At 57.7% G+C, this 25,271-nt stretch carries 18 protein-coding genes and 2 pseudogenes; 8 read left to right on the top strand and 12 right to left on the bottom strand.

Annotated features, from left to right (window positions below; genetic code table 11):
* Positions 1-161: 161 nt before the first annotated feature.
* The 8 genes and pseudogenes from KLP40_RS16755 to KLP40_RS16720 all read left to right on the top strand — a co-directional run bounded on the left by KLP40_RS16755 (position 162) and on the right by KLP40_RS16720 (position 7,108).
* A complete protein-coding gene (locus KLP40_RS16755) occupies positions 162-1,265 on the top strand; it encodes a LacI family DNA-binding transcriptional regulator (protein ID WP_215594977.1) in 1,104 nt (367 codons plus the stop codon).
* A gap of 140 nt (positions 1,266-1,405) precedes the next feature.
* Positions 1,406-2,522, top strand: a pseudogene (locus tag KLP40_RS16750) (IS3 family transposase).
* A 243-nt stretch (positions 2,523-2,765) separates the two neighbouring features.
* Positions 2,766-3,728 carry a site-specific integrase gene (locus tag KLP40_RS16745; protein ID WP_215594976.1) on the top strand — a complete coding sequence of 321 codons (963 nt, stop codon included), beginning with the start codon at positions 2,766-2,768 and terminating at the stop codon, positions 3,726-3,728.
* Positions 3,729-3,885: 157 nt separating this feature from the next.
* Complete coding sequence (locus KLP40_RS16740) at positions 3,886-4,476, top strand: hypothetical protein (protein ID WP_215594975.1); 591 nt, start codon at positions 3,886-3,888, stop codon at positions 4,474-4,476.
* 139 nt (positions 4,477-4,615) lie between these two features.
* The gene (locus KLP40_RS16735) at positions 4,616-5,518 is read left to right on the top strand and encodes an RES family NAD+ phosphorylase (RefSeq protein WP_215594974.1); all 903 of its coding nucleotides are present in this window, start codon (positions 4,616-4,618) and stop codon (positions 5,516-5,518) included.
* An 11-nt stretch (positions 5,519-5,529) separates the two neighbouring features.
* Positions 5,530-5,925, top strand: a complete 396-nt coding sequence (locus tag KLP40_RS16730; RefSeq protein WP_215594973.1) for a M14 family metallopeptidase — start codon at positions 5,530-5,532, stop codon at positions 5,923-5,925.
* 169 nt (positions 5,926-6,094) lie between these two features.
* Positions 6,095-6,517 (top strand): hypothetical protein, encoded by a 423-nt coding sequence (locus tag KLP40_RS16725; RefSeq protein ID WP_215594972.1) that lies wholly within the window; start codon positions 6,095-6,097, stop codon positions 6,515-6,517.
* A gap of 252 nt (positions 6,518-6,769) precedes the next feature.
* Positions 6,770-7,108, top strand: a complete 339-nt coding sequence (locus KLP40_RS16720; RefSeq protein ID WP_215594971.1) for a glycoside hydrolase family 78 protein — start codon at positions 6,770-6,772, stop codon at positions 7,106-7,108.
* Between the two features lie 87 nt (positions 7,109-7,195).
* Here the strand turns inward: KLP40_RS16720 and KLP40_RS16715 are convergent, their stop codons facing one another.
* The 12 genes and pseudogenes from KLP40_RS16715 to KLP40_RS16660 all read right to left on the bottom strand — a co-directional run.
* A complete protein-coding gene (locus KLP40_RS16715) occupies positions 7,196-8,347 on the bottom strand; it encodes a cysteine desulfurase family protein (protein ID WP_215594970.1) in 1,152 nt (383 codons plus the stop codon).
* Between the two features lie 9 nt (positions 8,348-8,356).
* On the bottom strand, positions 8,357-9,799 hold the full coding sequence (gene brxL / locus KLP40_RS16710) for a BREX system Lon protease-like protein BrxL (protein ID WP_215594969.1): 1,443 nt from the start codon (positions 9,797-9,799) through the stop codon (positions 8,357-8,359).
* A gap of 24 nt (positions 9,800-9,823) precedes the next feature.
* The gene (locus tag KLP40_RS16705) at positions 9,824-12,067 is read right to left on the bottom strand and encodes a hypothetical protein (RefSeq protein ID WP_215594968.1); all 2,244 of its coding nucleotides are present in this window, start codon (positions 12,065-12,067) and stop codon (positions 9,824-9,826) included.
* Positions 12,068-12,133: 66 nt separating this feature from the next.
* Positions 12,134-16,465 (bottom strand): hypothetical protein, encoded by a 4,332-nt coding sequence (locus KLP40_RS16700; RefSeq protein ID WP_215594967.1) that lies wholly within the window; start codon positions 16,463-16,465, stop codon positions 12,134-12,136.
* A 53-nt stretch (positions 16,466-16,518) separates the two neighbouring features.
* Positions 16,519-17,010, bottom strand: coding sequence for a hypothetical protein (locus KLP40_RS16695; RefSeq protein ID WP_215594966.1), 492 nt, complete (start codon positions 17,008-17,010; stop codon positions 16,519-16,521).
* Positions 17,011-17,030: 20 nt separating this feature from the next.
* Complete coding sequence (locus tag KLP40_RS16690) at positions 17,031-17,846, bottom strand: DUF4007 family protein (RefSeq protein ID WP_215594965.1); 816 nt, start codon at positions 17,844-17,846, stop codon at positions 17,031-17,033.
* A 6-nt stretch (positions 17,847-17,852) separates the two neighbouring features.
* Positions 17,853-18,683 (bottom strand): phosphoadenosine phosphosulfate reductase family protein, encoded by an 831-nt coding sequence (locus tag KLP40_RS16685; RefSeq protein WP_215594964.1) that lies wholly within the window; start codon positions 18,681-18,683, stop codon positions 17,853-17,855.
* 11 nt (positions 18,684-18,694) lie between these two features.
* The gene (locus KLP40_RS16680) at positions 18,695-22,054 is read right to left on the bottom strand and encodes a hypothetical protein (protein WP_215594963.1); all 3,360 of its coding nucleotides are present in this window, start codon (positions 22,052-22,054) and stop codon (positions 18,695-18,697) included.
* Between the two features lie 5 nt (positions 22,055-22,059).
* Positions 22,060-23,058 (bottom strand): DUF4007 family protein, encoded by a 999-nt coding sequence (locus KLP40_RS16675; protein WP_215594962.1) that lies wholly within the window; start codon positions 23,056-23,058, stop codon positions 22,060-22,062.
* 177 nt (positions 23,059-23,235) lie between these two features.
* Positions 23,236-24,096 carry a DUF3037 domain-containing protein gene (locus KLP40_RS16670; protein ID WP_215594961.1) on the bottom strand — a complete coding sequence of 287 codons (861 nt, stop codon included), beginning with the start codon at positions 24,094-24,096 and terminating at the stop codon, positions 23,236-23,238.
* Complete coding sequence (locus KLP40_RS16665; RefSeq protein WP_215594960.1) at positions 24,093-24,911, bottom strand: HipA family kinase; 819 nt, start codon at positions 24,909-24,911, stop codon at positions 24,093-24,095. Before KLP40_RS16665 ends, KLP40_RS16670 begins: the two co-directional genes overlap by 4 nt.
* A gap of 152 nt (positions 24,912-25,063) precedes the next feature.
* Positions 25,064-25,271: pseudogene (locus tag KLP40_RS16660) on the bottom strand (IS5/IS1182 family transposase); the annotation flags it as partial.

Below are 25,271 nucleotides of genomic sequence, written 5' to 3'. Positions count from 1 at the left end.
CGAAATAACTCTATCTTCAACCAAACAACTACCTGGGCTTTCGGGCCCCTCAGCAACGACAACGCCGCCAGTGTACTACCCGCCTCAATCCTGCGAAATTCCATCCTTGCCGCAGCCCTGAATACTTTCTTTACACAAAGCATTGTGTAACGCTCTTTCACATGGCCCCTCGTAAAAAGAACACCGCCGCACCCGCTACCAACACCCCCGTTTCCATGGCCGACCTGGCCCGGGAGCTGGGCGTATCCATGACCACCATTTCCCGGGCCCTGAGCGACCATTACAGCATCGGACCAGAAATGAAGTCGAAGGTGCTCAAGCTGGCTAAGAAGTACAACTACCAGCCCAACCGCCTGGCGTCGGCCCTGCGCAAGGGTAAAAGCAAGTTGCTGGGCATTATCGTGCCTTACATTGAGGGGCGCTTCTTCCCGTCGGTGGTGCACGGCATCGAAACGGCCGCCAGCCGGGCCGGCTACAACGTCATCATCTGCCAGTCGAACGAAGATGCGGCCCAGGAGCGGCGCAATGTGGAGGCCCTGCTCAGCGCCCAGGTGGCCGGTATTATGGTCTCGTTGTCGCGCACCACCACTACCTATAAGCACTTTGATAAGGTCCGCAGCCGGGGCCTGCCGCTGGTGTTTTTCGACCGCAGCATGGAGGGCGAGGACGTGAATGCCGTGGTGCTCAACGACCACGAAGGGGCCCTGATTTCGACCCGTCACCTGCTCAGCCAGGGCTGCCAGCGAGTGGCTCACCTGGCCGGCCCCCAGCACATGAGCATCTACAAAAACCGCTACCAGGGCTACTTGGCAGCCCTGCGCGAAGCCGGGCTGTCCCTCGACGAGGAACTGGTAGCCTATACCGACATGACTCAGCCGGATGGGGTGGAGGTGATGCGCCGGTGGCTGGCCCTGCCCAACCCGCCCGACGCCGTGTTTTCGGCCGGCGACTACTGCGCCCTCGGGGCCCAGCAGGAGGCGCGGCGGCAGGGCCGCCGGGTGCCCGAGGATATTGCCATCAGTGGTTTCAGCAACGAGGCTTTCACGCTCATTACCGAACCTACCATTACCACCATCGACCAGCGCTGCGAGGAAATGGGCCAGGCCACCGTGCGCCTGCTGCTGGAGCAAATTGAGGCCGACGCCACTCCGTTCACGCCCCGTCAGACCATTTTGCGTCCCGAGCTACTGATTCGCGGCTCCTCACTGCGCCAGGCGGAATCGGCTCCCGCCCCGCGTCGGGCGGCCAAGGTATTCCGGCCTTAGCGGAGCATGAGTGAGCAGTACCTGCTGTTTCTGGATACTGAAACCACCGGCCTGACCACTGACCTCCTCCCACAAAACTGGTCCGCGCTAAAGTAGAGAAATCAGGCCCTTGTCGTATCTTAAACCAAGAGACATGTGCCATGAAAAAGACGAAGTTTACCGAGGCCCAGATCGTGTTTGCCCTGCGCCAAGCCGACACGGGCGTGGCCGTCGCCGAGGTCTGCCGGAAGATGGGCATCAGCGAGGCCACCCACTACAATTGGAAGAAGAAATACGGTGGGCTAGGGGTGCCCGAGCTGCGCCGCCTGAAGCAGTTGGAAGAGGAGAATCTACACCTCCAACAGCTCGTGGCCGACCGGAGCCTGGACAAGCAAATGCTGCAGGACGTGCTCAAACAACCTTCTGAAGCCCCAAGCAGCGTCGCCACGCGGCTTAACACGTACGCGACGCCGACGCCTATCGCATCTCGACCCGCCGGGCCTGCCAGCTCGTGTTGCTGCAGCGCTCGAGCTGGCACTACCGACCGCACGGGCGGCAGGATACGGTCCTGCGCCGACGGTTGCGGGAACTGGCCCAGATCCCAAGTGCGCTACGGCTGCCAGCGCCTGTTTACGCTGCTGCGGCGGGAAGGCCGGCCCGACAACCACAAGCGCGTCCACCGTCTCTACTGCCTGGAAGGGCTGCATCTACGTAGCAAACGGCCCAGGCGCAGCCGGGCCGCGGCACACCGCCTGGAGCGGGCCGGGTTGCAGCGGCCGCACCAGAGCTCGAGCATGGATTTCGTAGCTGATCAGCTCTTCGATGGGCGCAAGATTCGCGCCTTAACGATAGTGGATAAGTTGTAGTCGCCAGTGCCTGGCCCTTCAGGTTGGACAGTCGCTAAAAGGCGACGACGTGGTGGCCGTGATGAGCCACTTGCAGCAAACGCGGGGCGTCGTACCTGAGCGCATCCAGGTAGATGACGGCAGCGAGTTTATCAGCAAAGCGCTGGACAAATGGGCCCATGAGCAGCGGGTCACGTTGGACTTCTCGCGCCCGGGCAAACCGACGGACAACCCGTATATTGAGTCATTCGACGGCAGCTTCCGAGACGAGTGTCTGCATGTGCATTGGTTCCTCTCGTTGTCCGATGCGCAGGAGAAAATCGAGCAGTGGCGGCAGGAGTACAACGGCTTCCGACCGCATAGCTCGCTGCCGAAGTTAACGCCCGATCAGGTCATGGCAGCCGCCAGTACTGCCGAGCTTCAAACCGCCTGATTCACTATATCAGACCGGTCCAGCAATTGGGAGGAGGTCATCCGCTGGTGGACGACTATTATCAATGCTAATGCAAAATCATAAGGACTGATAAGGTTTACTTGATGTTCCCTATCGCCGAACCACTAGGTTCCGATAACTTTTAATTATCGGAACCTAGCAGTATATTCGCTTTTCGGGCCGTTTTTTCACGGCTATACCTTATTATATAGGTTACATGAAAAACGACATTATATAGGTTACATGAAAAACGACGCGCGACTGACCACTGCCGCTAAGACGACCGACTCGCTCGCTAGCCTCTCGGAGCAGACGGCGCGCTACGTCGAAGCCGGGTTGCAGGGCGCGCCCAACACGGCCCGGGCTTACGCCTCCGACCTGCGACACTTCACGCATTGGTGTCAGGCCAACCAAGTCGAGCCGGTGCCGGCGACGGTGGACACGCTTGCCGGCTACGTGACCTATCTGGCCGACGCGGGCAAAAAAGTCGCGACCATTCATCGTCACCTGTCGGCAATCAGCAAGGTGCACGTGCTGCGCGGGCTGGACTGCCCCACGGACAATAAACAGTTTCAGGTGCTGCTTGACGGCATCCGCCGCGTACACGGCGTGCGGCAAAAGCAGGCCCCGGCATTTACGCTTGTTCAGCTCAAACGACTGGTGCGCGCCATCGACACGCAGGCGGTAACTGGGCTACGGGACCGGGCAATTTTACTGTTGGGATTCACTGGCGCATTTCGCCGCTCGGAGTTGTCCGCACTGAATGTTGAGGATCTGGAGTTTTCGGAGGAAGGGTTGATCGTGCGCATGCACCGCAGTAAAACCAACCAACTGGGCGAGCACGAGGAAAAGGCCATTTTCTATTCGCCGGAAGCCAAGGTCTGCCCTATCCGTTCTCTACAGGCTTGGCTACGCGCGCTCAAGCGGGAAACCGGGCCGGTGTTTGTCGGGTTGCGTATGGGCCAGCGATTGACGCAGGCGCGGCTGACAGATAAAAGCATCAATACGGTAGTACAGAAATATCTTGGGCCAACATATTCCGCGCATTCACTTAGGGCTTCATTTGTGACAGTGGCTAAGTTGGCCGGGGCTGATGATAGTGAGATTATGAATCAGACTAAGCATAAGACTTCCACAATGATTCGGCGCTATACTCGGCTGGACGACGTGCGGCAACACAATGCAGCGCAGAAGTTAGGATTGTAATAAGGAGAACAAGTTACTCATCCTGCTCACCAACGGCCCCTTGCTGGCCGAGGGCGAAACCGCCTTCGAGGGCCTGAGCCAGCGCCAGGACGGCCCGCACGTGGTCATCGAAGCCAATTTCGGCAAGCAGAGCCGCTACCAGTTCTTGCAGTAGACGGTGTACCCCTCGGGCTGGGTGCGCCTCACGGCCAAGTACTTCCCCAAAGACTACGACTTCGCCCTGGCCGGTCTGAGCTTCAGCTACCCCGAAAAGGAAGTGCGCGGCGCCCAGTGGCGCGGCGACGGGCCCTACCGCGTGTGGAAAGACCGCCTGAAGGGTACCAACCTGGGCGTGTGGACCAAAGGCTACAACGACACCAGCACCGGCGAAATGAACGGCACCCGCGGCCCCGAGTACCCCGAGTTCAAGGGCTACTACTCCAACTTCTACTGGCTCACCCTGCAGACCACCGGCCAGCCCTTCACAGTCGTCTGCGACCAGGAAGACGTGTACCTGCGCCTGTTCACGCCGCGCTTCTCGGCCACGCCCTACAACACGGCCCCGGCCTTCCCCAGCGGCCAGCTCTCCTTCATGCACGGCATCACGCCCATCGGCACCAAGTCGCAGAAAGCCGAGAACATAGGCCCGATGGGCAAAACCAACATGTACTACGACTACGGCAAAGACCCCTCGTACGCCAAGGAAATGACCCTGTACTTCGATTTCTCCGGCCAGCAGGCGCAGGAGAAGTCGGTCGGGCAGCGGTAGATGCTTAGGGCTTGAATGCAGCAGCGGGCAGTGAACCGAGGAGGTTTGCTACCCGCTGTTTGTTTATTGAGTGTAGAAGCTTGTTATTTGAAGTACACTGTTATAGGACCATATTTTTCAGTAGGCAACAGCCATTCTTATGGAAATCAACACATTAATTGAGCAGTTCAAGAGCTTAGATCTTTCGAAATATCCAAAGGATGAAATATTGTCCCTATTTAGACAGGCGGGTGATATAGGTTATGTCATTGTGACATTCCATAGAGGAAAATCAGTGATGAGAGCGAGACCAAATAGTAATGGAGAAAGGTTTGAAAAAAGGAGTAATTATTCTTATAAGCCTCAGCAATATAACAAGACGTACCAGAGAGCTAGCACACCTAACCAAACAATGTTTTATGCTACTACTATTCCTGAAAATTTGCAACCAGGAGAATTGAATAACATGAGGGTTATTGGTGTAGCCGAAACTGTGCCTATGCTAAGGGATGCCACGAAATCAGGTATTCAAAAGATTTCTTTTGGACGTTGGTACGTTCATGAAGATATACATATGCTCGCAATAGTTCAAAAAGACAAGTATTATCAAGAGAGTAGTTATACGAGAGAACTGGCAGATGCTTATAGTCGATTTATTAAATCAAATTCTGCAGAGGTAGTAGAAAGGTCGTTAGCTTTTACATCATTTTTGGCTGATGAATTTGCAAAAGAAAAAATAAGGGATGATTATGATTACATGATTTCAGCTCTTTTTACTGAGTTGGTTATTAACAAAGGTTTGGACGGGGTACTATACCCTAGTGTTAGGGTTGGTGGAAGAGGCTTTAATATTGCTATTACTCCTGAAGCAACAAGTAAGCTTGGGCTGTACGTAGCTGGCGAATGTTCAATTTATAAGAACAAGGGCCGTGCTGCTATTGACAATGACGCTATAGTGGAACTTGGAGGAACGGAGGACGAATTCAAGCTTGTAGAGCTAGAGAAACATGAGCAGGAGTGCTTAAGGATAATTGGAGTTAATTCGATTGATGATTTGAAATAATATTTCTATTCATGGACACAAAAAGTATTTTAAATCAGTTGGAGTTGGCTTATAGCCCTTTGTCAAATTTTGATTTTACAGCTTTAAAGAAGGATATTGATATTCAGAAATTAATTGAAAGAAGTAGTTTGTACATAATAGCTCAAAGGCCTGAGCTAAGATTTGATAATATTATGCATGATGAGGAAGCAAGATGTGTTTCTTTTGACATCGTGCAGAATGGTAATGATGATGTGTTGAATTGTGTGCTGCCGATATTTCAAGAAAATATTGCGACAGATGAATCGAAAGAAGTTTTTATGTATATGGGTTCAAATGACTTAAGCAATGATTTTTCTCGTCGTTCCATTATGAATATTCAGAGTATCAAATTTTATGAGAGTGAAGTTTCTGATGAAAATTTCTAGTGTGGCTTTCTCCTGAAAAATTTATTCTTAATTACTGGAAAGGGTACGTAGAGGCTGAAATTAAGGGTGATTTGAGAAATTTTACTAGTTATAAAGTTCATTTGTAGGTCAAGCGACTAAGCAAGATGTATGAAAGCGTCTCACTGGTCATGATAAATTGCAGGAAATTTTGTCACTCGAATATCCATTCAATTATGGTAGTTTGCCAACTAATGAAATAGCATTACTGCTTTTTGGTTTTTTTGATAATTTTGAAATGCATTCATATGGCAGTGACTCGGTTATTGAAGATGTAGTTCATAGTTTTATGGGAAAATATCGTCCTGAGCAAAGAACAATATTTCTTGATGCGGAGAAGGCTCTGATTCATGCAATGCAGCCTAAGTACAATGATGAGCTATTTAAAAATTACCCTAGAAGCGCTGATGGTTTATATAAATATAGTTATGATAGAATAGCTTATACATTCATGGATCCTATAAAGCTAGTATATGATAAAGGTGATATTGAGGGCGGGCTAACCGCCTTTGGAGGGGACATTATTGGAATAAAAAACAATAAGGAGGTTGAGCTAATAAAGCACAAACGCTAGACTAATATGTTTGGCTGGTGCATAAAAGAAAGTCCATGTGTAGTAGTCAGCAAAAAGGATACGAGGTTTCTTTACCCCACTATGCCCAAATCCTAAAGCTTTATGCTAAGATCGTAGAATGTTGGCACGGGAAAAATTATGAACTAGTAGACGCCAAAAGTGCCTAGCACCGCCCCACGGCGCCGGCCCGTGTAGCGGCCGGCTTCCCCGCTGCTGTCGTAGCGGGGCCGCGGGGTGCGGCTGCCCGTCCCGATGAACCTGCGCATTGTACTTTCTTCGCTTCTCACCGCCCTGCTGCTGACGGCCTTCCGCGCCGATAAGCCCGCCCCCGTGCAGCTGCTGCGCCTGCGCTGCGAGCTGCTCACCAACCCCGAAGGCATCGACGCCACCGCCCCGCGCCTGAGCTGGGAGCTGAGCGGCCCCGCCCGCGGCCTGGAGCAAACCGCCTACCAGGTGCTAGTGGCCTCCACTCCCGAAAAGCTAGCCGCCGACGAGGGCGACCTGTGGAACTCCGGCCAGATAACCTTGATCCAATCGGTGCACGTGGCCTACGCCGGCGTCCCGCTGCGCAGCCGCACCCGCCGGTACTGAAAGGTGCGCACCTGGATCACCCAGGGCCCCACGGCCTGGAGCCCGCCCGCTGGAGCATGGGCCTGCTCACCTACCTCAAGTTGTTTTTTAGTGCGATAACAACTTGTAAAGAACATTTACTTGACTTATCAAGTGTATTGAAGCGTTTCTCACTTCATCAAACTCATTTAGCCGCCCCAACCCAACTCGCACCGTAGCACGGGCGTCGTCGCGGGAAAGACCAAGGGTGATCAGCGTAGCGGAGGGTTCCACAGTACCCGCGTCGCAGGCGGAGCCGGTGCTGAGAGCCAGGCTGGGTAAGCGGGCTAACAGAGCGTCGGCTTCGAGGCTGGGGAAGGTAAGGCTGGAGTTGTGGGGCAGGCGTTGCTGCGGGTTGCCATTGCGACGAGCGTCGGGAAGGGCAGCAAGGATATTGCCCTCAAACTCGTCGCGCAGAGCGGCGAGGCGCGGTGCTTCACTGGGCAGTAGTTCGGCGCAGCGGGCGCAGGCGGCGCCGAGGCCCACGATGCCGGGCACGTTGAGCGTGCCCGGGCGCCAATTGCGCTCCTGGCCACCACCGTAGCTAAGAGGCTCGAGCTGAGTGCGGCGCGGATGGCGTATTATCAGGGCACCAATGCCTTGGGGGCCATATAGTTTGTGGCCGCTGATAGAGAGCATATCGGCTCCCCAAGCCAGCATGTCCACAGGTATTTTGCCAACGGCCTGGGCCGCGTCGGTATGCAGTAAGGCGCCAGCATTATGCGCTAATTCGGCTAGCTTGGCTATGGGTTGGATTGTACCTATTTCGCCGTTAGCAGCGTGGATTGACACTAGGAGCGTGTCAGGAGTAATGGCCTCAGCAGCGGCGGCCAGATCTACGGTGCCTTGGGCATCTACCGGCAGCACAACTATTTCGAATCCTTCGCGGGCGAGTTGCTTGGCGGGATTGGTAACGGCTTTATGCTCAATAGCCGAAATGATGATGCGGCGACGGGAGCTGGTAATGCGAGCAGCCCGGGCGTAACCTAGGAGAGCTAGGTTGTTGGCTTCGGTAGCGCCGCTGGTAAAAATAACCTCGCCGGGCTGTGCTCCCACTAGTCCTGCTACCTGTTCGCGGGCTAGCTGCACGGCGTCGGCAGTGCGCGTGCCGGCGGCGTGGGCCGAGGACGGGTTGCCGAACTGCGCCGTGAAGTAGGGCAGCATGGCTTCCAGCACGAGCGGGTCGCAGGGGGTAGTAGCGTGGTGGTCGAGGTAAATCATGCTGTTTGCTTAGCCAAGAATGAGTACTATCTCCCGGTCGAACTGACGGTATTCCGCATCCAGATTGTATAGCTGATTCCAGATGCCTTGTCGAAGTTTCACGGCCGGGCGTATGCAGTGTTCGTAGAACTCGGCCTGAGTGGCCTTTTGGTCGGGGAACAACAACTTGAAATAGCCACTAGTTAGCGCACGGACGCTTTCTTGGTTACGCTGGTAGGCTTTGCCACTCAGATTTACGTGTTGGGCACAATAGGCATCGGCTTCAAGATTGTGACGCAGCTCAATGAGAATGTCACCGAAGTAGTCGGCTTTGAGGCCGGTACCTTGGGCAAAGTTGGCAGCGGTTAGTTTCGGAATTTGCCAGCCAGGAATAAGGCCCCGCATACGGTCCAGAAACGCTGTTTCTTGTAGGAAACTAGGTAGCTCAAGCATTAAGGGGTCAGCAACGGGGCGCTGCTGCGCATCTAGCTTGATATTGGCCAGCATGACGAAACCACAATCGGAAGCTAGTTGGTGCAGGCCGCCTCGGGTAATGAGGCCGTTGGCCAAGTAGCCTTTCAAACCACCCACTATCTCGGCGGGGCTTTCGAATTTCAGCGTTTGAATTTCGTCTAGCACCACTACTGAGTAGCGGGCCAGCAGCCCAGGCAGGGCGTTGCTGTTGTTTACAAACAGCACTGCCGGCGACACGTTGCCCCCGCTAACGAGGCGTACCATCGGCGAAATGTTTTCATACACGTAGCTCTTACCCGTGCCTTTAGGAGCCAGCTCCATCAGATGCAAGTTTTTTTGCACAAGTGGTAATAAGCGGGCCAACACAAGCATCTGTTGGTCGGGAGTATAGGCGGTGGGGTTGTACCCCATCGACGTAAGCAGCAAGGCCCGCCACTCTTCGAGGGTGAAATGCCCCCGTGCCTCGCGCCAAGCCTCCAAGTTGACGGTGGCCTGCATAGGTCGGAAGCCCGTAATGGCTACGCCTTGCTCCGGAATGTACAGTAGCTCGGCTACCCCCCACATACCTTGTTTGAGCAAGGCCGGGTGTTTGTTGACCAGCTCATCGGTGATGTGCGCGTCGTGAATTCCCAATTGCGGCAGACGCGCAATGCGGTCGGCGCGTTTCTGAGAAAGCAGCACATCAACCTGCACTGGCGTCAGTACTTTCAACGACTGACCGGCATAGAGTTGGTTGCGCAGGATATTGCCTTCGTCTGGTTTGGGCACAACCCGTGCCGCCCATTCATTCACTTTTGTAGCTTCCTCTATGCTCAACGGCCCCGCCCCGGGCACAACCGTATCGAGTACCCACTCGGCGACATAGCCGGGGATGCCGCGGTCTTTTAAGGCGGAAGCCCGCAGCCGCCGTTTGTCGATGGCGACGTTGCCGAAGACGCGGTTGATTTTGGCCTCCAACGTTTCGGCGGTGGCTTGTGTGGTATCGGTGGAGTCTAGCATAGCAAGCTGGTGGGGAGCAACTGTTTAAAAAAGGTCCGCGAGGATGTCGTCGGTGCGGTCTTGGAGGCCGGTGTTGCGTAGGTTAAGGCCTACGGAGCAGGTGTGTTCCTGCAGGTCTGTCGTTTGCAGTAGCACTTTGGCTTGGGCCGTTTGGAGTTGGGCTGAATCGGGCCAATCCGGTAGCTGAACACTCACCGACAGCGTCTGCAAACCCGGGCAGCTGCCCGCTAATGGCAATATTTGTGTTTGCTTATTTCCTAAGCGCACATGCAGCTCGCGCAGGGTAAGCGTTCGGACGCTGGGATTAAGAAGCTCCAACGTAGCAATACCTGATCTGCCAGCGGGGGCGGCACCACTCAGCGTAGCTGTAATGAGCGGCGCTTCGGCTTCGGCCCGTCCAAACTCAAACCACGGTACCACTACCTCTTCTGGCCACACGCCGCCGTGCGGGAACAGCTCGGTACCGCCACGGGCAGAGCCCTCTTTCTTGAGCGGTACTTTGAAAGCGGCGTCGCTAAGCGCAACGCCTACCCAACCGGGAAGCGAATAGAGGTCGGGAGCCAGCCAACGGATGTCGTCGGAATCGGGCGCGGGGCGGGGTGCCCCCGGAGCGGCATAGGCTGCTCGGCCACTGGCACTGCAGCCGGCTGGCACTGGCAAGGTTCGTTCACTTGCGCCTAGCATCCGGCCGTGGTCGGTAGTAAGGAGCAGACGCAGTGGTACGTCGGGAGATATTGCTCGCACGGCATTGGCAATATTGGAAGCTAGCCCGCGGAGGGCGTGGTCGGCGCCGTTGCGGACGAATGCTTCGTCGCCGGAGACGTGGTAGGCGTGGTCGGGGTCGATGGGCCGCCATACCAATAGGTCGCCGGGCTGGGCAAATTCGGTTATTGCGGAAAAATCACGATTGGCCCCTACGTCTGGGTGCTTTGGCTCGGGCAGCGCCTCGCTCAGGGCCAGGGCCGGGGACAGTCCCCAACGTACACTGTTCTTGGTGAAATGCGTGATTGAGGGCACTAGGCCAAAGCAAGGCGTAGCAGCGTTCAACACCAACTCTTCCTGGCATTCCTGCAGCAAATATGTTTGCAGCCGGTGGGCATCGAGCCAGCCTAGTCCATCAGCAATTACCCAAAGGGTGACCGTCTGCGGGTCAGGCTCGTTGGCATGTTGGGCCCAATGCAGCTGCTGGTAGGGGTACGAGGTTCCTAGTAACTCGTGGTAATGATCGAGGAACCAGTTGCCAAACGCTCGCGCAGCATTATCGACGTGCACAGCGGCGGTGGTTTCCTTTGCGAGTGCCTGCCACCGCCGGTACGGCAAATAATGTTTAGTTGTCCACTGCAACACCTCCGCAGGAGTAGTGGGCATAGGTGGGGGCACGGGAGCCGGAACCAGGGGACGCAGACGATCAAGCGCCGTCCTGGATGCTTGGCGGACGAGCAGTTCGAGTATGCGCTCGGATAATGCCTGCGGATGCTGGGGCAGAAACTTAAGTAAGACATTGACCGACGCCTGCTGGATAGCAGCGGGTTGTGGGTGGTCCTGTTGTGCCTGCCACCAAGCCAGAACTGAGGGAGCCAAGTCACTTGCAAGACCAGCAGCTAGGGCCAACAGCTGCTTCCCGAATTCTTGGTTAGCCACGTTGAGCCAAGCCGTAGGTACCGCGAGAGGAAACTCCGGAGCCACTGCTAACGCCTGCTGCACGGGCAAATCCATGGTAGCCAACGGCTGAATTCCTAGCCATGCTGCCAGCACTTGTTGAGCACCCGTTTCATCTACAGGCAGAAGCGCCGCTTGACTTCCGGTTGTCCAGCTGCCTATTGCTTTTTCGACTAGTGCCCGATGACTAGCGGACCAATTGAAAGAATGGTTGCTACGCCATAGCAGCCATTTTGCCGCAAAGCCAAACCAACTTGCAGCGCCTCCCTCCTCGTTTGGTCCTTCCCATGCTGGAAAGCTCGGGTATAGCACTCCCAAAACAGTGGTCACCGTTAGCTCAACCGGAAGCGTTGACAGCGCAGTCAGCTCAGCCATCAGTTCCTTGCCCTGCTCAGGCGTAAGTGCTGGGCAGATACGATGCAGCGCTTTCCGGGGCGACTCACACAGCTGTACGTCGCCACCGTGGGCTTTCCAGTACGTTGATGCCCAGTCGCATAGCTGGGTGGTACCGCGTACGTGCAGCGCCAGGGAGGGCAAACCACTTACCGGCGCCACCATATGCGCCAGCCACTCAGCCTCGGTGGTAACCAACGTGTAGTTGGGCTGCACGGGGGCGTCGCCGTCGCGGTCGAGCCGTAGGGTGGGTAACGAAGCAGGAATGGGCACGGACGATGCTTAGTTAGAAGTTGGGGCGGGCACTTCCCTAGCACTACTGCTGGGTAGGGCGAGCAAGTCGCGCAGCTTCTCGTAGCACTGCCGGCGTTGCTGGAGATTGGTGATGCACAGAAACAAATCCTGGATTTTTTCGGTCGCGTCTTCGCCAATGCGGTTGTTGAGCGTACCCTCTACCGCTTTAAGCCGGCTTTGGTGGTCGGTCGGCAGGAAGCGTAGACCATTGTGGCGGCCCTGGCGCAAGGCATCCATTACCAGCGCTGGTGATTCGTCGCTGGTGCTGCGGGCTTCGAGCTTTATTAATTCCTCCACAGCCTTTTGCACGCGAGCATTGAACTTGGCCTCTTTCTTATTGCGCAGTTCCAGCACGAACTGGCGCTGCGTCTCGGATAAACAAGCATCGGCAGCTAGAGTGTCGTAATTTTTCAGCAACGTGGCTAGTTCCTTGCCATCCATTGCCTTCTTATTTTTCAGGTCCTCTAGCTCTTTAAGCACCTTGTCGAACGACTCGCAACGCTCGATAAGGATTGTCAGCTCGCTCTGTTCAGGCTCGGCTTCCTGGTAGTCGGCTTGGGCGCTGTAAAGGGACTTGAGCAGGCTGGCCACCGACGTGCGAGTTGTCAGTTCAGCGGCTTTGGCCTGGGCATTGGCCAGAAACGTTTTGTGTGTTTGAATGCCTTTCTGAATCTTCTCTACAATTTTCTGGCGACGCTCTTCCGTGGATTCGGCAAAGACCTGCTGCAACTCCAGCACCGGTAGCCAGAAGCGTAATTCACTCAGCCGGCGCTGTTTCTCGGCTTTTTCGGCAGCTTCCAGCTTTTCAATAAAATCCAGATCCTGGGCTTCTTCGGTGCGCTTTCGATGTTCACTGGCCAAGTTGTCGGTGGCCTGTTTCACCAGGGCCATACTTGGTGCGTGACCGGTGCCGTTCACTGCTATCCGCAAGTACGTCAGGTTCTCTAGCTGCGCGCTGTGTTTTTCCAGGGAAGTTAGCCGGGCCAGAATATTGCTGGCCTGCATGACGGTAGAGCCGAGTTTCGACAGGATGGCCTGTTCAATTTCGGCAACCAGCTCTGGTTGGTCGAATTTGAGACAGCCCAGGTCGGGCTTTTGGCGTACTTGCTCCAATAACGTTGCCAGTGACTTCACCCCGCTTAGGTTGGCGGGGAAGTTGTTGGTCAACTGCTTTTGTAGCTCGAGCAGGTGGTTGTGATAGTCAGTGGCTAGAGCACGGTCTTTATCGAGCAGCACAATGGCCTCTTGGACTTGGCTAAGCCGCGACTCGTCTGCAGCGGGGTCGGAGAGGTAGCTCGTGAGTTTACCGGTGGCGTTGTCCGCTTCGACCTGGCTAAACTCTTTCCCGTCATTGATTGCCTCTACGAGTTGGGCTACTTCGCTTTCAACCTTGCCCTTGTCGATGCGCGTTACGCACACGTCGTAATAGCCAAGCAAAGAGCTAATCAGGTTCTGAAAGTTGTTTTCATCGCCAAGCCATTCATCGGGCGTAAAGCTGGGCCCGGTAGCGCCGCGGTACAGCTTTACTTCGTGGCGGTGGCAGCCGTACCAGGCACAGAAGAGCAGGCCCAGAGAGTAGTAATCGTAGCCGTACGGAACATTCAGCAACGTCAGCAGCGTGCTGCGGAGCGACGCTCGCTCGGCACCGGCAGGTACCGCCTGATCGAGCAAATCCCATGCTTGTTTGACTAGCTCATCGGAAGGCTCGCGCACTTTCTCGCGGTTGTCGATGACGCCCCAAGACGTTTTGGGTCCGTTTTTCAGGTAGTTGTTATACAGGTCACGGGCACGGCCCTCCGCTCTCGGTGCAACAGCTTCGGCCCAACCGTTAAAAGTCCCACGTACTAGAAACTGACATGCTCTCGCAACTCCACGTTTGAAGTTGACTTTCTGGTCTTCTGTCGTGAAAGGTGCTGCCCGGTTGTAGGCCACTTCATACGTGGACTTCAACGCATTTTGCAAGGAAGGATGAATGCTTCCCCCCAAACGAGCCATAACACCAGATTGGTAAACTGCCGGGCAATACCAGGATGACAGTCGGTTTTCCTCCTGCCAAAGCAATTCCCAGTTGCTGGCTACTTCTTCATCTACTTTGTTTTCAAGCTGCTGTAGTGCTTGTTCGCCTAGAGCAGTCCGGGTTTCGTGCCCCCACCCCTCCAGCAGATGTTTTTTCAATAACGCCTTTACTAAACCATCTTGAGGCATGGTTGGCAACACCAATACCACCGGTGGCGGTGAGTTAGGTTCTACCCTGAGCAACGCTTGTTGAAAAACTTGGTCGGCATGCTCCTGGAACCAGTTTACATCTGCATCGTCGATAGCAATTGCGCGGAGTACGTAGCCCCGTGGAGCGGCAAGCAGGCTTTGGTGCCTAGAATCGTACTTAAAGCGCGCTATTTTATCAGCAAGAGTAGCGGCAGTCCACTCAAAACGACTGAGGGGCAGTACTTCTGCTCGCCAAGCTTCTGGGTTGCCAACGTGTCCTTCATCCGTAAATACATTGTCTGATAAGATACTAGCTAACTTCTCTTCTACCAACGAAGCATTACTAAGTAGCCCATTCAGCTCGTCGTTAAGGGCTTTGGTGGCATCGGCACCGCTCTGACCTACTGCCCAGAACAGGTACTTACGCTGGCCTGCATCGTATTCGATGTGGGCATCGGCGGCCAGGGTTTGCAAAGCGGCGGTAGCTTCGGCGGCGGACAGGCCCGTTAGTGCGCCAATCAGGCTGGGGTACTCGTCGGCGGGGGTGCTGCCCGGCTGCAGGCCGACGGTTTCGAAGAGAAACATGGCGGCCAGCACGGCGCGGTTGGTGGGCGTGTCGGGGGATTTGCGGCGGGCTTCGTCGTAGCGGAGCCAGGCGGTTTCGGACGGGGCCAGGGCTTCACCAAAATAGGCGACCAGCTCAATGGGATACACCCAGTTGAGGTGGCCGTCGGGTGTAAGCGCGGGCAGCGGGGCCCAGGCCCGGATTCGGTCTTCGACGAAGCCTAGCACCGAGCGGGCAGTGTCGCCGCGGAGGCTGGCGCCGCACAGCAGGGCCGTGGTGAGCGGGTGCAGCGGGAAGCAGCCTTTGCCGATGGCTTCGCGCAGCTTCTCGTCGGTCCAGCCGTTGGCTTCGGTGTAGCGCACCGGAAACAGCAGCTTCACCAGATCGATGGCGTTGACTACTTCGTCCCAGATGGCGTCATCGGCGGTCAGGTCGTTCCACTGGTCATCTTGCTGCTGGAGGTAACCATCGAGTACGGCTTCGAGGGGCGAAGCCAGGGCGTGGTGTTGGTTGGCGGGCAGGCGGTTCAGCTCCTGCACGATGTTGGCCATCGTTTCGGCGCCGGCGCCCCGGGCCTGGAGCTTGCGTCGGGCTATTTCTTCGGGCTTGTACTGCGTGAAGCTGACGAAAGCGGCCCGGTTGCGCAGGGTTTCCATGGCATCGAGCAGGCTTTGCAGCGGCAGGTTTTCGCCCTGGGTGTCGTAGTTGCCGGCGTAGGACTCCACGAAACGGCCGAACTCATCGAACAGGATGAGAATACCCGAACAGGGTTTGCCCGAATCAGGGTCGCCGCAATAGTCCTTGACAACCTGCTCGAGCATTTCTTTTGGATTCAGCTCGCCTTTCAGGTCGGGCTTGAAGCCAAATAAGTGCTTCCAGACGTTGCGCGTCAGATCATAAAGGCCCGTTTTGTGCGCTTTGATGTCGGCTTTCAGCTGGGCCAGGTCGATTCCCTTTTTGTCGAGCAGGTAGGTGCTGGCCTCCTCCTGCTTCTTGTCATCCAGGGTATCCAGCATCTTGAGGGCCGCATCGAACCACAGGCCTAGCTCGGCGCCTTGCGTGCCGGGGTGCTCGGACAGGGCCTCTTCGAGGCCCGCAATGAGGGATTGGGTGAGCGACAAAGGTCGGTCGCCGCGCAGGCGCACGACCAGGTGCGGGGCACCCTTCTGCTTGAAAGCGCGCAGGCGCTGGGCAATGTCGTCGTTAGCGTGCTCGATGCCGGCCAGTAGGTCCTGGACAATGGGCGACTCGTAGGGCTGACCGAAGAAATTGGCCAGCGCCAGCGCCAAGTGCGACTTGCCATGCCCGTAGGTAGCCAGCCAGGTATGCCGGTTTTTGTTGGGCTTATAGAACTCGAAGTTGTCGCAGAGCAGCCGCAGGGCTTGCACGGAGGGCAGCTCTTTGCTGATGCGCTGGTCGGTCCAGAGGTAGGAGGCCGCTAGCGGGGCATTGTGCTCGTCGCGGGGATACCAGGATAACTGTACGTCGCTGACAAACGCAGCTTGGGCATTTTCGACAACGATGTCGCGGATAAGGTAGTGATGGGCCATAGCCTAAAACGGAAGAACGGCGGGCTAGCGCAGGGTGAGAAAGACGAAATGAATTACAAGGCAGGCAGGGACAAGTAGCGCCCGCCCCAACTTTCGGGCTGGGGTGGGCCAAAGCGGGCCAAGTGTTGGGGAAGCGCCAGCACTAGCGGCGGCCGGTGGGGCATGTTGGTGCGCATTTCTTCCCAGAAGATGAGGCGCTGGGTATCGTCGAGCTTGGTGAGCAAGGCCTCGGCGCCCCATAGCCAGACGCCGCCCGAGGGCAACGCGCCCAGCTGCTGGGTGGGTAATTGGGCGTCGACATATTCGCGCAGGCGCTCGGCCGACAGAGCTACCACGCGGGTACCCACAGCTTGCACGCTGGCCAGCACGGCGCGGCCCAGGTGCTGGGCCTCGAGCTGCAACTCGGTGGCCCAGGCCGTGGCGGCGGGGGCTACGTGCGCCGCATCGAGCAGCACCGTGGCCGTGCGGACGAGGGTGCCGGGTCGGCGTAGGGCGCTGACTAGCTCACGCAGGGCGGGGGCAGGCGGCGGAGTACTGATAGACATAGGCGCAAGAGCAATTCATCCTATTGATACAACTTTTCCCATACCTCCCCTATCGAGTGCCAGCGCCGCGTAATGGTGTAGGGCGGCGTGCGCTCTTGCCGTTGCACCAAGGCTACGCTGGGGGCCGCTAGGGCCGCCAGGAAGGCCTTAAACTGCGCTTCCGACAACAGCAAAATCCGACCTAGCTCACTGCGCAGCAGGTCGGTCAGGAAAATGGTATCGTCGTTGGGGTAATGCGCCTGCCAGAAGTCCGCCAGCATGCAGGCAAAAGCCGGCAGTGGGATGGGTTGGGGCTGGGTGACGGTGTATTGATTTGAGTTTTGGCTTTTTAGCAGCCCTAGTTTTTCCAGGTTCTCTGGTTTGGAGTAACTACCAAGCATTGCTGTCGAAACACTTTCCAAGGTTCTTTCTGAGAAAGTAGCATTTGCTGTCTTTAGAGCAAATGCAGCAACAGCATCGGTGATAATAGTTCTGTTCAGTGTTTTTCCTAATACAAAACAATTACTCACAATAAAAGACCAGAAATTCGGAGCACTACGATGAGGCGCAGACAAAAAATAATGTATTAGCCACAGCGTTTCTACACGAGTTATATTTAAATCATTTTCTAACACAAAATCCCCGAATTCAGTTGGTTTTTTATTAGAATTCACCAACCCTGCACGTTCACAGTACCGGGGCATAGCTTCTAATTGAACACTACCTAAATCAGTGTGTAACTGAATATCATTTCCTGCGGCAAATGCTTTTAGAACAGATACCACACCAGTTCTTGAGAACGTGAATCCTCTGTGGAAAGACAAGCCGAGGCGTTCGGATGAAATCTCTTGTTGCATATTTTCCTACAAGTGACAAATCAGACAACCAGTTTCGCTATCGTCGTCATCTCCGAGAATATCGAGTAGATCAGCCGATACAAAATTCTTTTGTCGCTCCAAACGCAGCTGATGATCAGCCTTTATTTGAGCCATACGTTCTGGTTGCTCTAATTCGCTCAGGCTTTCCCGCTGATTCCAGGTGAAACGCGTACCCGTTTCATCATCAAATCTTTCAAATGTTTTTGCCTTCTCGAATAGATCTGGGTGACGTTCTTTCAAACCAACCCACTCATTCCGTTGCTGATAAAAGCAGAAGTAGCATCCAGAGCGTGACCTCCACTCATAATACTTAGGCAGGCCTAATCCGCTGTCATCTAGCAGTTGCATCACATCCTTATATTCCAAACCATCATCCTTGAAAGGCAGCACAGGAATAATATTGGCTTTGCTGGAGATGTATCCAGAGCGATTTTCGTCAGCCCTAATACCGACATACGAATACACAAAATCGTCCCCAATAAAATCTTCAAAGGGCTTTATTTTGAGTAATTCAGTACACCAACGCTGACGCCCGGAGGGCAGAAATCCTTTTCTAATGTCTAAATGATGTTTGAATAACCGGTCTGGATTTAGGCGAACAATCGGCTTACCCAAATACGCCTCTAACATTGCCAGATAATCATACGTTTCCGGCAATTCCTCTCCCGTATCGGCAAAGGCATATTCCATTTCCGGGACTTTGTCCCGCATGTACAGCGCCAGGGCCGTAGAATCTTTGCCGCCGGAGAGGCAGAGAATGTGCCGCACCTTTTGGCCTTCGGGGTGGAGTGGGCCGGTATAGTTGGGTAGGTTCATGTCGCGGCAGGTTACTGAGCTTGTTCTTCTTGTTCGAGGGCATCGAGCCAGCGCAGCACGGCGGCCCGGAGCAGGTGCACGGGCGGGCGCGTGGCCGGGGCGGGCAGCAGCTCTCCGAGCTGGGTGACGAAGTGGTCGACTTGCTTGCGCTGCGTCTTGGTGGCGGGGCGGGCGGCGGGCGGCGGCGGAGCCACACTGGCCGCCAGCGTTTGCAGGGCATTGCCGAGGGGCGCGGCGTGGCTGGGGAAGGCCGCCAGGTCCACGTCGCGCCAGAGCTGGGGCGGGCGGTTGGCTACCAGGGCCAGCACCCGGTCAAGGTCATCGTCGGGGCTGCTGCTGGTGCAGCGGCCAGCCAGGGGCACCAGGATTGGCGGCAACTGGGGCGCCCCAACCAAGGAGCGGAGGTAGTGGTGGAGCTGGGCCCAGCCCTCGGCGCCGGCCGGGTAGGCGCAGGCCTTGAGCAGCAGGTCGCGGCCTTCTTCCCGCACGGCGGGGTAGGCGGCATTCCACACCTGCAGGGCCGCGTTGAGCCGGGTGAAAAACAGCTCGATGTGGGGTGCGTCGGCGGGGGCGTCGGCGGGCCAGGGCGGCAGACCCAGGGCGACGGGCGCGGCGTAGAACAGCAGGTTTTCGGGCGAACGGGCTTGCTGGAACGCGTCGCGCAGCTCCAGGGCGGCGGGCTCGAGGCGGCCGGTTTGGCGGGTGTATTCGGGTAGGCCGGCCTGCATTTTGAGCAGGCGCCGCACGACGGGCACCAGCTGCGGCGCCACGCCCGTGGCCTCGGCAATGCGCTCGACTACGGCCAAGCGGGCACCCTGCACGCGGCTGTCGCCGAGGGCGAACATATCGGGGCGGCGGAGCAGCAACTCCCAGTCGGCATCCTTTTCTTCGGCCAGGAAGTTGCCTTCGCGGTATAGGGAAGTGTCGCCCTGGTGCACGCGGCGGAAGATGGCCAGCAGCACCGGCAGCACCCCTTCGGACACACCGTAGGGCGCGGCGCGCAGGTGCTCGTAGAGGTCGGGCAGCGGCACGGGGCGCGGCGAGCTGTACACCAGCCGCTCGATGGCCTGCCACACCGGTCCGAGTTCGGCGTGGTCGGTGGGCGTGGTGAGGGGGCTGCGCCACTCCCAGGTGCCATCGGGCAGCTCGTGGTGCAAGCCGGTGGCCTGCAGCACCGAGGCGTACATGGCGTACTCGGGCGGGAAGCCGGTGAAGCCCAGCCGCGCCTGCTCGCCGTGGTTGAGCATGGCCTTGACGAGGGCCCCGCGGGCGGCGGCCCCGGCGGAAGAAAGCTGGCGGCGGTTGAGCAGCTCGTTGCGCAGCACGGGGGTGCTGTGGAAGGTGTTGTCGGCCAGGTCGGACAGGGCTTGGCTGAACGCACGGGCGTTGGGCAGCTCCACTTCCCGGCCGGCACGGTACCAGGTGGCCGTAGTGGCGGCAGTGGCAGCGGCGGCCCTCCCTTCGGCCCCGAGGGCAGGCCCGAACAGGCGGGCCCACTCGGCGCGGAAAATGGTATCGGCCTCGTGGCGGCGCAGGGCCAGCTCGCGGCGGGCGGCCCGGTCGCCAAGCATGGCCGGTACGGTATCGAGCACTAGGCGGGCAGCGGCCAGGTCGTGGGCGGCTTCGCGCAGGGCCTCGGTTTCGAGGGCTACGGCAATCAGCAGGTTGGGCTGGGCCAGGCGTTGCACATCGGCCAGGGCCTGGGCTTCGGCGGCGGCGTTGGGCGCCAGGCACAGCAGTACCGCCAGCTCGGCCGGGTTCTGGCTAGCCCGGGCCATCAACGCCTCGGGGCGGAGCACCTCCACCGATACCGGACGCAGCGTGCCGGTGCGGAAGGCGTGGCGCCGCGCAATCAGGCGGGGCAGCGGAAACAGGGCCGGGTCGGTGGCGGCGGAGAGCAGCACGTCGCCGGCCAGGGTGGCGCGGGCGGTGGTCAGCTCAGCCTCCACGTCGACGTCGCCGCCCTCCCAGAGGCGGTAGCTGTGGCGGGCCCGGCTCCAGACGATGAGGGAACGGCCTACCAGCTCTTCGATGGCCTCAGCGGCCTCGGGACCAAGGGCGGCCGTCAGCACGGCATCGGAAGCGGGCAGGCGCTGCTCGCGCAGCCAGTTGAGCAGGGCAATGCACTTGAGCACCCGCGCCGCCAGGGGGCTGAGGGGCGGGTTCACGGCCAGGTCGCTTTCCACCAGCTCCACGGCTTCGAGCCAGGGCCGGGCGCTGGGGCCGGTGTAGTGGGCCAGTAGCACGTCGCGGCTGTAGTCGAAGAGGCCGTCGAGGGTGAAGAAAGCGGGGCTGGCCGGATCGTAGGGCTGCTCTACTAGGAAGCGGCCGAGGGCACCGTTTTCCTGGCCTTCGAGGAAGCTGAAGATGCTGCGGTGGCTTTGGCCGGCCCGGCGAAACAGGGCGGGTACTACCAACAGCGCCAGTGGGTGCAGCGGGTAGGCGGCGCGGGCGAGGTCGGGAAACCGGGCTTCGAGGCCGCTGGGCAGCATCCGCGCCTGGGGGTCGAGTACGGGGGCCAGCTGGCTCGTGAGGGTGCCGTTGAGGTGCAGCTCGGGGCCGTGCCGCAGGGCCCGGCCAATCAAGTCCATGCGCTCTACGTCGGACGGGAAGAGCGGCAGCTGGCGGAAGCGTTGGGCTACTTTGGCCCACTCGCCCTGCTGGGTGCGGCCGAGGCGGTGCGCGTAGGCTTCGGCGTTTTGGTGCAGGACGGTAAGCACCCATAGAGCAGCCTCCTGCGGGGCGCGGGCAGCGGCTTCGGCCAGCTCCTGCAGCACGAATATGTCGCCGGCCTGGGGGTGGGTGGCGGCGTACTCCAGAAACTTGCCGGCTTCATCGACCAGCAGCAACAAGCCGGTGTGCTGGCCCGCAGCGGCTACGGCCTGGGCGGCGGCCACGTACGCGTTGGCAATGGCGCGGGGGCTGGGCTTGGCCTCAGCTTTTGTCAAAGCCCCAGGAATAGTCGGCGCGCCAGGGGCCGTGCTCAGCGTGTGCCGCAGCGCCGCCAGCAGAGCCGGGCCGATAGCGGTGCGGGAGCCCACGATGGGCACGGGCAGCAGCCGGGGCACGGCCGGCAAGTCGGCCGGTAATTGGGCGGCTTGGGCGAAACCCGGCTCGGAGACGAGGCGGGCCAGGAAGGTGGCAAAGGCGCTTTTGCCGGCCCCATACGGGCCGATTAGCGACAGGGCGCGGTCGGTGGGCGTAGCGTGGGCGCGGAGCACCCCCTGCAGGGCTTCCACGGCCGACGTGGTGAGGAAGTAGCCGTCGGTAGCCGTACCAGCCGCGAGGTCACGCTCTAGGTGTACTGAACGGCCGAAACGGGGCTGGACCGAAACAATATCAGCAAGCGTTTGAGTGGAGGTAGCAGACATGAAAGCTAGGCAAGCAACTGCTCAATGGTAGGAGCAGCGTAATGAAAATAAAGCAGCGTGTCGGGGTTGAGGGCCGTGGCCGTGGTGCGAACTACCTGCCGAACCAGGGGTGTATCTTCGAAGCGTAGCAGGCCACTGGTGAGGGTTTCGAGCTGATCTAGGTACACCAGCGTAGAATCCTCGTCTAGCTTGAATACCATGCCGGGCGAACCTTCCGAATAGGCAACGTCGCGGGCGGCAATGGTGGTAGCGTCCGGGTATTTCCAGTCCCAGAACTTCAAGAGGGCCCAGGCAAAAATGGCGGTTGGTAAACTGGGCTTGGGGCCCACGGCGAAGGTGTATTGCTGCTGATTGCCCAGGGCAGGACGCAGCAAGCCCAATTCTCGTAGCGGGCAGTCGAGACCATCTTCGGCGTTCTGGCCGCGGTCGGTGGGCGCCAAGTAGGTTTGGATGAACACGCCAACGTCGCGCTTGACCGTTTCGAACGATGACGTTTTGTTACTGTTGGCCTGGGCAGAGCTGAGAATAGCATCGGCTAGCGCCGCCTCGCTCCATTCCCACTCGCGCCACACATTGAAGGCGTACACCCAGGTGTAGGCCTGGCTGCCGGGTCCGCATAGGTTCCAGTGGAGCAGCCACAGGGTGGCGGGGTCTTCGAGGTACTGGTCGAGCCCGTTATCGGCAAATAGAAACGCGCCCAGCCCGCTGGCCTGAAATTCTCCGTTGCGTTCAGCCGTCGTGACCAATTGAGTGGCTATCAGCCAGTGGCGGATGGCACTCACCATGTTTTTGCCCACACCCAAGGTTACCAGGGCATCGTCGGCGCTAAAGACCCGGGCATCGTCGCGCAAGGCATCGAGACCTTTTTTCAGCCAAGCCGAACGCAGGGCAAACGTTTGATGCCCGGCAAAGCTGGGCGGGCTAGGTAGTAGGGGCTGGGTGGTCACTTGGTCCGCAAACATGTCGGGACCGGTAGCAGCAGTAGGACGTGCGGGCGGTTGCATAGCAAATAAAGTAGAATAGCGGAACAGTAAGCGCAATCTACTTTGAAAGGTCGGCAATGAATCTGGAAATTGCTAACCTGGCTAGCGGGGTTGCCGCTGAGGAGCGGACGCACAGACGCAAAACGGGCGGCCTTCCGAAGAAAGCCGCCCGTTGGTTGAGGCGTGAGAAACAGTTGATTACTCGTGGCCAGCCGTTTGCATCTTCCGCTCGATCTGCCGCGCAAAATTTTCGGCTTCGTTCTCGTGGATGATATCGACCTGCACCATGGGGCTGCTGGCCGCCGTAATGATTTGCTCGATGGTTTCCTGCAGGGCGGGGTCGTTGGGAGAAGCCGTGAGCAAGTACACATGCAGGGGCACATCGCCCGTACCGAGCTCGGTGAGGCGGCCTACCCATTTATATGCTTTGTCTTTGATTTTGGCGGGCTGTTTCAGCTGGAAGGTAACGGCCTCGAAGCAGTTGAGCACGCCGTTTTGCCAGGTGTGTTCAAATTTGATTTCGTCGTTGGCGGTCGGAATCTGCCGGGGCTCCAGCTTCTCGGTGAGGTGGTGCCGGTCGAAATACCGCTTGTAGGACTGCCGCCATACCTGCTCATCGGCGGTACGAGGGGGCGGGGTTTCCTGCTGGTACTCGCCAATCAGGCGCTGATACAGGTCGGCGAACGTACGGTCGGGGTTTAGCGTCAAGCCTTGCTCAACGGCCGTTAGCTGCCAAGCGGCATCGTTTTGGCGCACCAGGGTCAGCGTAAATTGACGCAGGTCGAATGCTTCGTTGCCTTGAGCAAACAGCGTTGCCTGCTCCTGGGTAGCCAACGCTTGTCCTTTGCGGTTTACGGCCGCCGCAAAGTGTTTGAGAACAGCCAGAATATGGCGACCTACCAGGCCGGGGAAAAAGTCCGTTAGGCGCTGGGCTTTCGAAATGACTTGGGCACGGAGAAAACGGGTCTGGGGTTCGTAAAAAACCAGGCCCACGTTCACGAACTCGCCCGTCACGTGGTCGTGCAGGTAACGCAGGACCTGATATTGGTAGGTTTTCATGCGGTTACGCGGTTAAGTTCCTGAGTAAATTCTGATACGTGAGCCAGCACTTGGCAGATGTACGCCTCAATATCGTTTGCTTGGCCGGTTTGCCAAGCACCTGGGGTGTGCCGACGGGCGGCTTGCCAAAAGTCGGCATCCAGGCGGGAGAGTTGCGGGGCCAGTGTAGCGAAGTCGAACCGACGGCCCCGCAGTTGGGGAAAGAAGTAATGCTTTTGAATCCACTCCCGCACATCAACATCTTCCAAGAGCCAAGGTTGACGGGGCCGGAGAAACGGTAGCACTTTGGTAAAGGAAAAAGCCAGCTCGTGGTCGAGCAGCACGATACGCTCCCCGTCGGTGAGCATGTTCTGTTTGAGCGCGTTGCGGTCGACGTTGTTGATCAGTACATCAAACGCAAAAACCAATCGGGCTTGTTCCAGCTCTGCGGCCTTAAGCGGCTGGCCGGCAACAAATTCGCGCAGGCCGCTTTGGTATTCGGAGCCGAAGTTGCGCCCCAGCGAGCGGCTTACCAGACCGTATTCGTCTCGGCCACGCATAAGTGCCACAAACTCAGGGCTAACGTCTATCTGCACTGGCTTTACGGCCTGCAGTCCTACTTGCCACGCCGCAAAACAGCCGAGCAACTCCCGCTCGAACGCTTCGACGGACATTCGTTCGGCGCCGCTGCCTTTCAGCACGTAGTCGCCTTCTTCCTCGGTTTCGGCATCGACGCCGCGAATCAGCAGCGGGCGGTTAGCGCCGGAAGTAAGGGTCTGAAGTGGGTTAAGTGCGTAGACGAGAGGCAGTAGATAGGCAGGATCGGTAATCAGCACAGGGATTGGTTTTGGAGGCTGCGAAAATGAGAAGTTTTTTCGACTCAGCGGACTCGGGCAGAAAGTATAGGTTGATTATAAAAGGCCTTCAACGTAGCAAGACGTTGTCTCAGCTGTATCTCAAATACCATACTCGAATACATTGAAGCTGTTTAGAAAGTCGGTTTCAGGTTGATTTTTCGTGAAAAGAAAACGAGGAAGGCCAGATAGTGCCAGGCTAACCAGTTGCCGACGCTGGTGTCGTAGCGCACGCGCAAGGTCTTGAAGCCGTCGAGCCAGGCGTTGGCGTGCTCGCCGACGGCGCGGCGGCGGTAGAGTTCGGGGGCAAAGAAGGGGTCATCGTCCGTCTGCCAGTCGGCC

The organism is Hymenobacter piscis (assembly GCF_018760735.1).
In the GTDB taxonomy this organism is placed as follows: domain Bacteria; phylum Bacteroidota; class Bacteroidia; order Cytophagales; family Hymenobacteraceae; genus Hymenobacter; species Hymenobacter piscis.
The sequence above is the reverse complement of the archived record's forward strand: the minus strand, read 5'-3'. Positions and strand labels throughout refer to the sequence as shown.

What these genes read in the sequence shown, in the direction of transcription:
- KLP40_RS16735 (WP_215594974.1), top strand. Translation starts at nt 4,616, where the DNA reads ATGGAAATCAACACATTAATTGAGCAGTTCAAGAGCTTAGATCTTTCG.
- KLP40_RS16675 (WP_215594962.1), bottom strand. Translation starts at nt 23,058, where the DNA reads ATGCAACCGCCCGCACGTCCTACTGCTGCTACCGGTCCCGACATGTTT.
- KLP40_RS16700 (WP_215594967.1), bottom strand. Translation starts at nt 16,465, where the DNA reads ATGGCCCATCACTACCTTATCCGCGACATCGTTGTCGAAAATGCCCAA.
- KLP40_RS16690 (WP_215594965.1), bottom strand. Translation starts at nt 17,846, where the DNA reads ATGCAACAAGAGATTTCATCCGAACGCCTCGGCTTGTCTTTCCACAGA.
- KLP40_RS16720 (WP_215594971.1), top strand. Translation starts at nt 6,770, where the DNA reads ATGAACCTGCGCATTGTACTTTCTTCGCTTCTCACCGCCCTGCTGCTG.
- KLP40_RS16685 (WP_215594964.1), bottom strand. Translation starts at nt 18,683, where the DNA reads ATGAACCTACCCAACTATACCGGCCCACTCCACCCCGAAGGCCAAAAG.
- KLP40_RS16695 (WP_215594966.1), bottom strand. Translation starts at nt 17,010, where the DNA reads ATGTCTATCAGTACTCCGCCGCCTGCCCCCGCCCTGCGTGAGCTAGTC.
- KLP40_RS16730 (WP_215594973.1), top strand. Translation starts at nt 5,530, where the DNA reads ATGGACACAAAAAGTATTTTAAATCAGTTGGAGTTGGCTTATAGCCCT.
- KLP40_RS16715 (WP_215594970.1), bottom strand. Translation starts at nt 8,347, where the DNA reads ATGATTTACCTCGACCACCACGCTACTACCCCCTGCGACCCGCTCGTG.
- KLP40_RS16745 (WP_215594976.1), top strand. Translation starts at nt 2,766, where the DNA reads ATGAAAAACGACGCGCGACTGACCACTGCCGCTAAGACGACCGACTCG.
- KLP40_RS16755 (WP_215594977.1), top strand. Translation starts at nt 162, where the DNA reads ATGGCCCCTCGTAAAAAGAACACCGCCGCACCCGCTACCAACACCCCC.
- brxL (WP_215594969.1), bottom strand. Translation starts at nt 9,799, where the DNA reads ATGCTAGACTCCACCGATACCACACAAGCCACCGCCGAAACGTTGGAG.
- KLP40_RS16670 (WP_215594961.1), bottom strand. Translation starts at nt 24,096, where the DNA reads ATGAAAACCTACCAATATCAGGTCCTGCGTTACCTGCACGACCACGTG.
- KLP40_RS16680 (WP_215594963.1), bottom strand. Translation starts at nt 22,054, where the DNA reads ATGTCTGCTACCTCCACTCAAACGCTTGCTGATATTGTTTCGGTCCAG.